Source organism: Agarivorans sp. Z349TD_8, assembly GCF_050870825.2.
GTDB lineage: Bacteria > Pseudomonadota > Gammaproteobacteria > Enterobacterales > Celerinatantimonadaceae > Agarivorans.
In genome coordinates this window covers 122,115-135,179 of the sequence record NZ_CP194037.2, presented here as the reverse complement: position 1 = coordinate 135,179, position 13,065 = coordinate 122,115, and the positions used below count along the sequence as shown (strand labels likewise).

13 protein-coding genes are annotated in these 13,065 nt (G+C 47.1%); 1 reads left to right on the top strand and 12 read right to left on the bottom strand.

What is annotated here, in order from left to right:
* Positions 1 to 20 precede the first annotated feature (20 nt).
* On the bottom strand, positions 21 to 491 hold the full coding sequence (locus tag ACRRS1_RS00615; RefSeq protein ID WP_432468590.1) for a YaiI/YqxD family protein: 471 nt from the start codon (positions 489 to 491) through the stop codon (positions 21 to 23).
* 267 nt (positions 492 to 758) lie between these two features.
* On the opposite strand from ACRRS1_RS00615, the gene ACRRS1_RS00610 reads away from it, so the two are divergent.
* Positions 759 to 2,105 carry a DEAD/DEAH box helicase gene (locus ACRRS1_RS00610; RefSeq protein WP_432468592.1) on the top strand — a complete coding sequence of 449 codons (1,347 nt, stop codon included), beginning with the start codon at positions 759 to 761 and terminating at the stop codon, positions 2,103 to 2,105.
* Positions 2,106 to 2,297: 192 nt separating this feature from the next.
* Here the strand turns inward: ACRRS1_RS00610 and folE are convergent, their stop codons facing one another.
* The 11 genes from folE to ACRRS1_RS00555 form a co-directional block, all read right to left on the bottom strand.
* A complete protein-coding gene (gene folE, locus ACRRS1_RS00605) occupies positions 2,298 to 2,978 on the bottom strand; it encodes a GTP cyclohydrolase I FolE (protein ID WP_432455140.1) in 681 nt (226 codons plus the stop codon).
* 54 nt (positions 2,979 to 3,032) lie between these two features.
* Positions 3,033 to 3,770: a dihydromonapterin reductase gene (folM, locus tag ACRRS1_RS00600; RefSeq protein ID WP_432468593.1), complete on the bottom strand. Its 738-nt coding sequence runs from the start codon at positions 3,768 to 3,770 to the stop codon at positions 3,033 to 3,035.
* On the bottom strand, positions 3,760 to 4,170 hold the full coding sequence (gene folX, locus ACRRS1_RS00595) for a dihydroneopterin triphosphate 2'-epimerase (protein WP_432455142.1): 411 nt from the start codon (positions 4,168 to 4,170) through the stop codon (positions 3,760 to 3,762). The genes folM and folX overlap by 11 nt, the downstream gene beginning before the upstream one ends.
* A gap of 95 nt (positions 4,171 to 4,265) precedes the next feature.
* Positions 4,266 to 4,817 (bottom strand): DUF3833 domain-containing protein, encoded by a 552-nt coding sequence (locus ACRRS1_RS00590; RefSeq protein WP_432468595.1) that lies wholly within the window; start codon positions 4,815 to 4,817, stop codon positions 4,266 to 4,268.
* 78 nt (positions 4,818 to 4,895) lie between these two features.
* A complete protein-coding gene (locus ACRRS1_RS00585) occupies positions 4,896 to 5,102 on the bottom strand; it encodes a DUF3565 domain-containing protein (protein WP_432455144.1) in 207 nt (68 codons plus the stop codon).
* A gap of 6 nt (positions 5,103 to 5,108) precedes the next feature.
* Positions 5,109 to 5,543, bottom strand: a complete 435-nt coding sequence (locus ACRRS1_RS00580) for an Lrp/AsnC family transcriptional regulator (RefSeq protein WP_432464155.1) — start codon at positions 5,541 to 5,543, stop codon at positions 5,109 to 5,111.
* 240 nt (positions 5,544 to 5,783) lie between these two features.
* Entirely contained in the window at positions 5,784 to 8,936 is a 3,153-nt protein-coding gene (locus tag ACRRS1_RS00575) for an efflux RND transporter permease subunit (RefSeq protein ID WP_432460606.1), read from the bottom strand.
* A gap of 3 nt (positions 8,937 to 8,939) precedes the next feature.
* Complete coding sequence (locus ACRRS1_RS00570) at positions 8,940 to 10,094, bottom strand: efflux RND transporter periplasmic adaptor subunit (protein ID WP_432455147.1); 1,155 nt, start codon at positions 10,092 to 10,094, stop codon at positions 8,940 to 8,942.
* Between the two features lie 494 nt (positions 10,095 to 10,588).
* Positions 10,589 to 11,800: an MFS transporter gene (locus ACRRS1_RS00565; protein WP_432455148.1), complete on the bottom strand. Its 1,212-nt coding sequence runs from the start codon at positions 11,798 to 11,800 to the stop codon at positions 10,589 to 10,591.
* A gap of 3 nt (positions 11,801 to 11,803) precedes the next feature.
* The gene (locus ACRRS1_RS00560) at positions 11,804 to 12,244 is read right to left on the bottom strand and encodes a pseudoazurin (RefSeq protein ID WP_432468596.1); all 441 of its coding nucleotides are present in this window, start codon (positions 12,242 to 12,244) and stop codon (positions 11,804 to 11,806) included.
* Between the two features lie 35 nt (positions 12,245 to 12,279).
* Complete coding sequence (locus ACRRS1_RS00555; RefSeq protein ID WP_432455150.1) at positions 12,280 to 13,065, bottom strand: ABC transporter ATP-binding protein; 786 nt, start codon at positions 13,063 to 13,065, stop codon at positions 12,280 to 12,282.

Below are 13,065 nucleotides of genomic sequence, written 5' to 3'. Positions count from 1 at the left end.
TATAATATCGCGACTGACACTCACGATGGCTTCGTCGGCGACTCGCGCAGGTAACGAGCCAAAATTCTATCAAGGTGACTGGCAAAAGCCTTTCGGTCCGATTGATTCATCGCCGCAGGGCCTCCTGCATGCATCCCACTGGAACGCAAGGTATCCATAAAGTCCCGCATATTCAGCCGCCCTTTAATATTATTTTTCGTATACAGTTCACCCCGTGGACTCAGGGCTTGCGCTTGCTTACTAATCACCTCGTCGGCTAAAGGAATATCAGCGGTAATTACCAAATCCCCCGGTGCTACCCGCGCCACAATTTCATTATCCGCTACATCAAAACCTGCACTCACCTGAATACAGCTAATCAGCTTCGAAGGCGGCGTTTTAATATATTGATTAGCCACTAAAATCAACGGTAATTGCATACGTTCGGCAGCCCGAAACAGAATCTCTTTAATCACCACCGGACAGGCATCGGCATCAACCCAAATTTTCATACTGTAACTATCTTCCTTACTTCACTTAATAGTTTTCACTATGCCGAAAATCTGCTCAATTACAAGCCAAGCTCCCATCAACAGCGACCAACGCGACTCCATCAGCCGGGGAAAACAAGACAGAGTCGGTTGCGGCTGCCATAATCAATGGCAAAACCTTGCATCAGTAACTGCAAGGATGGCGCTCTTGGCGAACTTGCTGTAAGCTGCACGCCCAGCCAATTCGGCGGCCATGTTTTAACCACTTACCACAAGAGACAATTTTCTATGAGCTTTGATTCCCTGGGTTTATCCAAACCCCTTCTTGAAGCCGTTGCCGAACAAGGCTACGACACACCTTCAGCCATTCAAGCCAAAGCTATTCCTGTGATTTTAGAAGGTAAAGACATCATGGCAGCCGCGCAAACCGGTACCGGTAAAACCGCCGGCTTCACTTTGCCGCTGTTAGAAATATTATCCAAGGGGCCAAAAGCCCGAGCCAATCAGGTGCGAGCACTCGTATTAACGCCCACCCGCGAGTTAGCGGCTCAAGTTGGTGAAAGTGTCGCCACTTACGGTAAGAACTTACCTTTAAGCTCTACCGTGGTATTTGGTGGTGTTAAAATTAACCCGCAAATGCAAAAACTACGTCGTGGCGCCGATGTCTTAGTGGCAACGCCAGGCCGTTTACTCGATTTATACCAGCAAAATGCCTTTCGCTTCCAACAACTGGAAGTCATCGTATTTGATGAAGCTGACCGGATGTTGGACATGGGCTTCATCCATGACATTCGAAAAATTCTGGCTTTATTGCCCAAACAGCGTCAAACCTTAATGTTTTCAGCGACTTTCTCCAATGAAATTCGCACGCTAGCCAAGAGCTTGGTAAAAGATCCGGTCGAAATTTCTGTGACGCCGCGTAATGCGGCAGCCAAAACGGTCGAGCAATGGATCGTGCCTGTTGATAAAAGCAAGAAGTCAGGCTTATTGACCCAACTCATCAAACAAAATGACTGGCAGCAAGTTTTAGTATTTAGCCGAACCAAGCATGGAGCGAATCGCTTAGCCAAACATCTGGAACAGCGAAACATCAGTGCAGCGGCAATTCATGGTAATAAAAGCCAGGGTGCACGCACCAAAGCTTTAGCCAACTTTAAAAGTGGTGAAGTAAGAGTCTTAGTCGCCACCGACATCGCGGCGCGCGGCTTGGATATTGACCAACTGCCACAAGTGGTCAACTTTGATTTACCGAATGTATCTGAAGACTATGTACATCGCATCGGTCGAACGGGTCGCGCAGGCGCGACTGGTCAAGCCATCTCATTGGTCTGTGCCGATGAAGTTGCCGATCTGAGTGGTATCGAGCGCTTAACTGGAGCACTATTGGAGCGTAAAGAAGTGGCCGGTTTTGAGCCGAGTGTCGTGCTACCACCGACTCGCTTAGACGGTCGCCCAATAAAACCGAAAAAACCCAAAAAACCGAGAAATCCACGCGTTGAACACCAAGACGGACAACGCTCGAGTGAAAATGCCCGCGGCAATAAGCCAGTTGGGAAAAATCGCCGACATACTGGTGGTACAGCCAAGAGTAAACGTTTCGCGAAACCTGCAAGCAGTACTTCAGGCAATAAATAAACTGAATGTTCCCCTGTTGTAATAGGCAATAGGGGAAAACACCTTCACCAAGGTGCCTTGAACAGCAACGCTGAATTTTGCTTTAAAATGAAGCGTTGTTTAGACATCCCCCATGTCATACATCACCCTGCTTTGGGCTGCTTCATCAGTCAAATCAAAAATAGCGGTAAAATTAATCACTAAATCCGGGCCTTAGGCCAAGAACTCTCTACGCGTGGATTGACTCGACTTAAATTGACCACCAAAAGCAGAGGTTTGGGTAGAAGAACTTGCATCCATCACCCCTCGCGCCTTCACGCAAAAATGGGTCGCGACCATCGAAACCGCCACATCTTCGGTGCCTAATAGGCTTTGTAGAGCAACTAAAATTTGCTGGGTTAAACGCTCCTGCACCTGCGGACGCTGGGCAAAGAAACGAACAATACGATTAATTTTCGACAAACCAATGATGTTATCTTTGGGAATATACGCCACTTTCGCCAAACCATCGATGGTCACAAAATGATGTTCACAGGTACTGGTAAAGGAAATGTCGGCAACTTTCACCATTTCTTCCACCGCCATTTTATTCTCAATGATGCTAATTTTGGGAAAACGCGAATAGTCCAAGCCTGAGAACACTTCATCCACAAACATTTTAGCAATCCGATGCGGCGTTTCCGCCAAACTATCATCACGAAGATCCAAACCCAGAGTACTCACCACCTCAGTTAATGAAGCCTTTATTTTTTGGTACTTTTGCTCGTTGCTTAACTGATTTTCTAGCAAGGGGGTTTCGATACCTCTTGCAATCAAGGCTTGGCGTACTTGAATTGCCTCCGGTGACAAGCAAGCGTCTTTGCTAAATTTTTTTTCGGCTAACGCTACTTTCATAATCACTTCCTTTAGATTGTCTTGATAGGTCAAGCCCATGCTGGGCTATTCACATTAAACGAGGTGACGACCGCCGTCTAAAGCAATGCAGCGACCCGTTAAATATTGACTGTTCATAATAAAATTCACCGCGGCGACCGCTTCAGCCGCGCCGCCTTCTTTCGCCATCAGCGATTTGGCCGATGCCTTACGACGATAGGCTGCGTCATCGTGCTGATTAAACATCAATAACGAAGGCGCAATGCTATTAACTTTCACGGCAGGCGCGAGCCGAGCAGCAAAAGAGAGACTCAAGTTGGCCAGACCAGCTTTACTGGCAGCATAGGCGATATGTTTGGCACTGCCTTTTTCTGCCACATAATCCGTTAAATGAATAATATCGCTGGTCTCGCCAGTCTGATGCTGTTGATTTAATAGACTTTCGAAGGCCAAATTCATCTGATACGGAGCCGTCACATGCACACACCACATCTGACGTATCAACTCATGTTCATCGTCTAAAGCTGCATTTTTTAACCACTGCGAAGCGTTATGGATCACCGCCCGCAACACCGAATAATGGTTTAACACATAAGTAATAAAACTTTGAATACCGGCATCTTGGCTAAAATCGGCCGCCACACAGTCCGCCCCCAGTTCACGTAGCTCGGCAACACCAGCGGTTTCACTACGGTAGCTAATCAGAAGCGGATAGCCCTGAGCTAACAAGTCTTTAGCAATGCTTAATCCGAGTCGCTGTCCAGCACCAGTAATCAAAACTGGCGCGTGAATTTCACTAACCTTAATCGGCATTACGAGTGCCCGATAGAGTCACCGATACCGAATCGGCAAACCGCAAGGCATGCGGTTTATCCACCGTAATCCGTGCGTTAATCACTCTTGGTTCACTCATCGCCAAATTCAGCAAATCGGCACATAATTTTTCGAGCAGTCTGAAATGCCCCTGCTCCACATGGGCAATCATCGCTTTGGTGATCAGCTTGTAGTTCAGCGCCAAATCTTCACTATCCGCGACACAGGCTTGGCTAGCCTGATAACGAATTTCTGCGTTAATCACCACATCTTGTTGTTTACTCAGCTCTTCTTGATTAAAACCAATAAAGGTACGAAGCCGCAAATTAGTAATCGTAATCAGGGCAGGATCTAAACTAAAACTGCTCGCCAGAGGCGCTAGATTAGACACATTCGACATCCAATTCTCTCTTATTAAATGATGCTATTCATAATACCTAGTCTAGTTTACTAGAAATTAACAAGGTATTTACTTTATTTAATTAGCTTTTGTGCTCAAGGCAGCTTCTGGATCACCAAGCTCACAGAGCCAAGCGTAAAACCAAATTTACTGATTTGCGATTCGTTAATGATGGTACGTGGGTTCACCAAATACATTTTGTCCTTCACATTAACGTCCAAAGGCTTCCCTTGGTATTGCAAACTTAATACATATTCCATAAACAACGCATTGCCGGAGATCCGCATGCTTACTGGTTGACTCACATCATTAGCACTGGCGAGGTAACGACCATCTTCCTGCGGCTGTAAAGTCCATATCCGCCGTTGTCGTTCCCCATCATCAAATTCGAAGTGTTCATCAAGTGTTCCCTGCCCCTGCTCATCCCAACGGGCCTGCATGCTAACATTAAAATAGCGGATTAATTCACCATCTCGGTTTTTGACAATACCATGTGCGGTTAACTCACCATTGAAAAAATCTTTCAGTAGCAATTGTGGGTGGTTTGCAGCATAAGCACCCACATCATCACGAGCACAACCGAATAGGCCAGCCAGTAAAACGATGAGAAGTAAATAGCGTCGATGTCTGCCTTGCGCCAATCGCATAACAATCTACCTTACAGCCTAATCCTATGCTTATAACGGGGAAACAACTGAAAACGATCGATGAAATTGAAATAATGATTAAATCCAATCGGCAGGAACCGATTTGAGGCATTTGGTACAGTACAAGGTTTGACCTAGGCGACTTAAGCGAGCGTGATGATCGAACACCCAAGCACGATTTTGCCATGGTGGCTGATGCCGTAAATGCTGGCTATGACCACAGGCGAGTTTTGCAATCCAATGTTGCTGCTCATCCAGATGAAAGCCCACAATCACTTGATCCATATGAAGTTAACGATTAAACATTTCGCGTAATACCATGTGAGTGCGAACCATCACCATTTTTTCCATCTGCTCCAACTGCAGACGAATCGCCTCTAAACGAGCCATCGACTCCACCTCTACATAGAGCAACATATCCACATCGCCACTGATCGACTGACAACGTTTGATTTCAGGAATTTTTCGCATAAACGCCGCGTAGGCTTCACAATGATGTTCGTTATAACGTAATTCAAAATGCGCTGCAATCAACGGTGACTGGTCGCCATGCCCAAGCTCTGCATGATAACCCTTAATGATCCCATGCTTTTCTAAATTATGGATCCGTTCAGCGGTCGCCGAACGCGACAGGCTCACTTCACGGGCAACTTGACTCACCGGCATACGGGCATTATCTACCAACAATGCAACAATCTGTTGATCAAATTTATCCAAAAATATCATTCCATCATATCAGCACCAGCAAATGTTATAGCAGGCTCTTTGACCGTACTCAACAATCAAACACAGGGAAATCGACTCCTACGCGCTGGCGAGCGTCATCAACGACCCGCGAGAAATTTATCCATGGCTATCGTTTTCGCATAAAAAAACACCATCAGCCAAGCTGATGGTGTTGAAAACATGTCGAACAAAATTAGTTTAAAGCACTATCAATTCCAATAAGTGCGCCGGCCTACTCAATTAATTATCCTCTGTAGTCTGCTCAATTCCCGCTGTTTGCTGAATAGTGTTTGGCTGGGTACGAAATAGACGCATCACCAAAACAAAGAACACTGGGACAAAAAATATCGAGAGTACCGTGGCTGAAATCATACCACCAACAACCGCCCAACCAATCGCGTTACGGCTAGCAGCCCCAGCACCAGAACTTAAGGCCAAAGGTAATACTCCTAAAATAAAGGCCATAGAAGTCATGATAATTGGGCGTAAACGCATCCGACAAGCTTCTACGGTCGCAGCGATAAGGTCCATCCCTTGGTCATATTGTGCTTTCGCAAACTCAACAATCAGAATGGCATTTTTCGCCGACAATCCCACTGTTGTTAATAGCCCAACTTGGAAATACACATCATTGGATAAGTGATGGAAAGTTGCAGCAATAATTGCCCCAAAAATCCCTAGTGGCACCACCATTATCACCGAGAATGGTACACTCCAACTTTCATATAAGGCCGCCAAAGAAAGGAATACGATCAACAAGGAGATCGAATATAGCAAGGCCGAGTTCGCCCCACTTTGCTTCTCTTGGTAAGACACGCCATTCCAAGCTAAACCCACTCCCTGCGGCAACTGACTTACAATCGCTTCAATCGCATCCATCGCGTCACCAGTACTCTTACCCGGCGCTGCCGCACCTTGAATATTAAGAGCTGGTGACCCATTAAAGCGCTCTAAACGTGGTGAACCATAGCTCCAATGAGTGCTTGCAAATGCGCTAAACGGCACCATTTCATGGTTGGCATTACGAACATGCCATAACAAGAAATCGTCAGGGTTCATACGAAATGGCGCATCTGCTTGAACATATACTTTTTTAACCCGCCCATTATCAATGAAATCATTCACATAATTAGAACCCCAAGCGGTTTGCAAAGAGCTATTGATGTCACTCACCGCAACGCCCATTGACATGGCTTTTTCATAATCAATCTCAATTCGAAATTGAGGGGCATCTTCCATGCCGTTAGGTCGCACCGCGTTTAAATTCGGATTATTAGCAGCCATCCCCAGTAACTGATTACGCGCCTGGATCATTTTTTCGTGACCTAAATTACCTTCATCAATCAGGTAAGCATCAAAACCACTGGCGGTGCCTAATTCAGGGATTGGCGGTAAATTAAAGGCAAATATCGAGGCTTCTTTCACCTGAGATAAAGCCCCCCAAGCTCGACCTATAATCGCCTTCACCGATAGCCCTGGATTGGTACGCTGATCCCAATCCTTCAGCTTCACGAAAGTCATCGCCATATTCTGACCACTGCCCGCGAAACTAAAACCAGCCACCGAGAACACCGACTCCACGGCGTCCTTTTCACCCTCGAGAAAGTGCCCCCGAACCTTATCCAATACTGCCATGGTCCGCTCACGAGTAGCACCAGTAGGTAGTTGAATCATCGCCATCAATACCCCCTGATCTTCCTCGGGAAGAAATGACGTTGGCAATTTATTCCACAGCGAAGCCAAGGCAGCAATCACCGCAATATAAACGATCCCGTAGCGGATTTTTTGATGTACACCACGTTGCACTACCCCTCGATATTTTTGGGTACTGGCATTAAAGCCTTGGTTAAACCAGGCTAAAGGCCCACGTTTAGGGGTATGCGCGCCTTCACTGACCGGCTTTAACAACGCTGCACATAGCGCCGGGGTTAACACCATCGCAACGATCACCGATAACACCATGGCCGACACAATCGTTAAAGAAAACTGTCGATAAATCGCGCCTGAAGCGCCCCCAAAGAAGGCCATTGGTACAAATACTGCGCTCAACACCAGAGCAATCCCCACCAGTGCACCAGTAATTTGTCCCATCGATTTTCGCGTGGCATCACGCGGAGACAAGCCTTCTTCGGCCATCACCCGTTCCACGTTCTCTACCACCACAATCGCATCATCGACCAACAAGCCAATCGCCAGAACCAAGCCAAACATGGTTAAGGTATTGATCGAGAAGCCAAATGCCGCCATCACTCCAAAAGTTCCCAATAACACAACAGGAACCGCAATAGTTGGGATCAAGGTCGCCCGAAAGTTTTGGAGGAACAAGAACATCACCAAGAATACCAATGCAATGGCTTCAAAGAGCGTTTGCACGACTTCTTCAATAGAAATTCTGACAAATGGCGTGGTGTCGTAGGGATATACCACTTCCAAGGATTCAGGGAAAAATTTCTGCAACTCAGCAACTTTTGCTGTCACCGCTTCGGCAGTATCCAAGGCATTCGCCCCACTAGCCAAAGTAATCGCCAAGCCAGTTGCATAGTGGCCATTATAACGCGCCACCGAAGCATAGCTTTCCCCTCCCAACACCACTCTCGCAACGTCTTCTAAGCGGATTTGCGAGCCATCGCTATTTACCTTTAATAGAATGTTTTCAAACTGCTTCACCGATGACAAACGCCCTTGCGCGGTCACGGTCACATTCAGCTGCTGACCCGGCACCGAAGGAGCGCCGCCTAATTCACCCACCGATACCTGGGTGTTTTGCGCGCTAATAGCGTTGGTCACATCAACTGGCGTTAAACTATATTTATTCAGCTTATGTGGATCGAGCCAGATACGCATAGCATGTTGAGAACCAAATACCTGCAGTTCACCAACCCCTTCGGTTCGACTCAAAGGATCTTTCACCTTAGAGACGACATAATCCGCCAAGTCGATATTGTTCATGCTACCGTCTTTGGAATAAAAGCCGATCACCATCAAAAAGCTACTGGATGATTTGGCAACCGAGATCCCTTGATTCACCACTGCAGTCGGGAGTAAAGACTCCGCCACACTAAGCTTATTTTGAACCTGTACTTGCGCAATATCTGGATCGGTGCCTGACGCAAAGGTCAAGGTGGTAGAGAAGCGTCCCGAAGAATCACTGGTCGATGACATGTACAATAAATTATCAATACCATTCATGTTTTGTTCGACAATTTGCGTCACACTATCTTCTACGGTTTGTGCCGAAGCGCCTGGATAATTCCCAGAAATACTCACCGCTGGCGGAGCGATTGTCGGATATTGCGCCACCGGTAGTGACGTAATCGATAACACCCCCGCTAACATAATAACAATGGCAATTACCCATGCAAAAATGGGCCTATCAATAAAAAAACGAGCCATAGTTTACTGTCCTTCATCAAGTGCTAAGATATTCAGCTGCACTGCACTTCCGGGTTTCACTTTTTGTAGGCCATTCACGATCACCTGATCGCCCACACTTAAGCCAGCATCAATCAACCACTGAGTTCCCACCACTCGAACTGCATCAACCACTTGATCTTCAACTACATTTTTTGAATTCACCAACATCACATGAGCGCGTCCGGTCACATCCCGGCTAACCGCCCGCTGCGGCACCAGAATCGCTTCAGCACGAGTCTCGGTGGGGACTTCGGCCCGAACATACATGCCTGGTAATAACAACAAATCGGGGTTAGGTACCAAGGCGCGAAGATTCACCGTGCCTGTTTCTTGGTCTACACTCACATCCGCAAATTGCAAGCTTGCTGGTTCTGCAACTGGTGTCCCATCGTCCAGCGACAACTGAATCGCACCCAGTGTTTTTTCACCCAGAGGATGATTACTGCGTAGTTTCATCAAATCAGAGCTAGACTGAGAAATGTCTACATACAAAGGATCCAGCTGTTTAATCACCGCCAAATAAGTTGTTTGATTTGCGGTCACTAAGGCTCCTTCAGTCACCGCCGACAAGCCAATACGACCCGAGATAGGGGCCTTAATCTTGGTATAATCTAAATTAATTTGCGCCGATTTAACCGCCGCTTTAGCTGACATAATCGATGCCACCGCCTCACGATAACTCGCTTGGGAATCTTCGTAAGTTTGTTGACTGATCGCTCGTTTTTTTATCAAAGCTTGATAACGATTCAGCTGTAGCTCTGCTCTTTCGAGTACCGCTCGCGCTGAAGCAAGCGTCGCTTGAGCACTATCTAACGCGACCTCATAGCTTGCAGGGTCAATTTGAAATAACACATCACCTTTTTTGACCGTGCTGCCTTCAACAAACAAGCGTTGCAAAACAATCCCTTCCACCTGTGGCCGAACTTCTGCAACCCGAAAAGCACTGGTGCGACCCGGAAGACGGGTTGCTAACTCTATAGGCTGGGTTTTGATGACAACCGCATCGACAGTAACCGCAGGCATCGCTGGAGCCGCTGCAGGTTTCGCCTTGGTTGTTTCAGTGTCACAAGCAAGAAGGGAAAACGCCACCGCTAAACCGAGCAAAGTAAAACGGAATGATTTAAATACTTTAGTCATGCATAAATCTCCTGACTGCAAAAATGGCTGAATACTTGCTCGACGCAACATGCGCCTAAGCCTTAATTAGGAACTAAATACTCACTGCAAGCCTGTAATTACAGTCGATATTGAGTCATTTGAATGAGCGAATGGTGTGTGAATGAGAACAAAATTGATTAGCAAACCACCATAGTGCTTAAGCTTTAATCTTTCTGTCGTGTTTTTGTCATCAAAGTCGAAAAAGCTAAGAGTTAATGACTGAAAATTTCGTCAAAAACTATCTAAATCCTTGCCCTTTACTCCATATAAAATTAACTAAAATAATGATTTTTATATCTTTGACTTTAAATAGATATAAAATTTACATTTCTTTGCAATAGGCAACTACGGCTTAAGCAACAATCGGAATGCTAATGACGAGCGCTCATTTATAGTCGTGGCGGTTAGCACACCGCAATCGAGTCATTCGCCATGCTGATCCTGCCAAATCAATCACCAATCCACCTCTAACACTAAGGTAAATGACGAACCTGTCGATACAGGCCAAAGCCCGAGCAACAACCGATCAACGCTAGCCCGAGCCAAACCGACTGGCGCGGTAAAGCATCGACGTCTAACAACCAACCCACAGCAACGTTACCAAGCAAGGCCACAACCCCGCCAATACAGGCATATAAACCATAATGGCTGGCTAGCTCAGCTGCGCTGCAAAAACGGGCCACATAGGAGCCCAGTAGGGGTAAAACCAGCATCGAGCCGAAACTAAACATCACCGCATAAGCGATAAAATTGGCGGCCTGCCAAGAAGAGACACTGACTAAAAACCACAAAAAGGACAGGCCCATTAGGGCTAAACCGATGCCCATCGCCGCGGCCGGACCAATATTTCGAGCCACCCAACGACTGATAGGCATCTGTAAGCCAATCCCCAGTGCCGAAGAGGTCATAAATACCCAAGTGATCACATCTGAATTCAGGCCGCGCATTTGCACCTCATTGGGCAGTGCCAAATACAATTGATGAAACAACAACTGAAAGGCGCAGGCAAAGCCAATAAAGCCCATGAAATGCCGATGCTGTAACATCGACCGCCACTGCAACCAAAAAGGCTGGGCTCCCTGCTCACGATTTGCCTGAGCCGCTAATTTGGGTAGGTAGCGCCATTGGATCAAAAACAAAATCGCAAAAATCGCGGCGGCAGAGCAGCCAACCCACATAAAATTTTTGGCGACCAAAAGAATGCCCAGCAAGGGACCTAACAACATGCCCGCTTCACTGGTCCAGTTTTGCAGCGCAAAAATCCGGTCTCGACGCGCCAGATCGGGCGCCTCATAAGCCAGATAGGCGTTGCTGGATGGGGTAAAGAGCGCTCCGGCAAACCCCGTAAAAAAGGCGCCGAGTAACAACCAGGGAAGGCTTTCGGCGACGCCTAATAGAGCAAAACCAGCCACCCGTACCACGCAGCCAGCCAGAATTAGGCGCTTGTAACCGAAATAATCGCCGAGAGTGCCGCCCACCAGAAACATGCCCTGCTGACTAAATACCCGCAAGCCAATCACCAGACCAACGTACCAAGGCGACAAACCAAGCGAACGCTGTAAATGATCTGCCAGATACGGCAATAACATATAGAAGCCAAGATTAAAGCTAAAGCCATTAATCACCAATACACGACTGGCAGCTGACAAGCCTTGCCAGTCGGCCAGCAAATGATTTGCTTTCATCGACTATTTGATCTGGGCAACAACAGCATCCACTCGCTCTGGGCTGAGTGCCACTTTGGCACGTAAACGCGGATATTTTTGTTCAAAGGTGGCTTTATTCACCGCCTCACCAACCTGAATCAACCCTACCATGCCCATCATTAAATGTGGTGGGCAGTAATACAAAAACAATCCCTGTTGATCCAGCGTAATGGTATAAGCTTGATCCATTTTAGAGGCCCAGCCCGACGCGCCCTCCGGCACCACATAAGACTTAACAAAATGTCCTGACTGGCTGGGAACAAAAGTAACGCTGTCGCCAACTTCCGCCTGCAAAAAAGCGGGCTCAAATACCATCGAACCGGCGTCCCCATAACTCAACATTTTAACCTGCCATTCCTTTGCCGACAGCGGACTGACAGACAAGCATGCCAACAGGGCCAAAATAAGGTATTTACTCGACATCTTCATTTCCTTCGATCGATTTTATTTGATGGTTTTTATCCGTGAACGGCTGCGTGACCGGGCCGTCGCGTTCGAATAAACGGCGCCCCTAAACTGTCCAGTTGAATGTCTACTTTTACCCCGTACACTTTATCAATTAGCTCTGGATACAAAATATCTTTTGGTGCCCCCTGAGCAATCAAGTGACCATCTTTCAACACCAATAAGTTGTCGGCATACTGCGCCGCCAGATTAAGGTCATGCAGGATCATCAGTGAAACCCAGTGCTTGGCTTTGGTTTGCTGGTCGAGATGGTTCAGTAGCACTTGCTGAAAATGTAGATCCAAAGCGCTCACCGGCTCATCCAGCATTAAAATCTTAGGCTGACGCATCAAAGCCTGAGCGAACAAAACCATCTGGCATTGGCCGCCACTCAAGGTTCGCACATCGCGATTTGCCAAGTGCAATAAACCAATGGCGTCCAGAGCCTGTAAGGCTTGCTCGAGCAAGGAATCGTCTAGTTTGAGGGAAAGTGCACTCATTTTTCCCAACAACACCACCTCTAAGGCACTCAAACCCACATCCAGACGAATATCCTGCGGCATATAGCCAAACTGCTGGCGCCAAGGATTCAAGTTGGACTTGGTCAACCGGGTATGCTCAAACAGTACTTCTCCGCCTTGTGGCTGAATGTCACCAAACAAGGTTTTTAGCAAGGAACTTTTACCGGTCCCATTGGGGCCAATAATCACATGGGTCTTTCCGGCGGCCAGCGAAAAGCTAAGACGATCAGCCAACACTAAGTCATCAAATGCCAGAGATAATTCACGGACTTCCAGCAT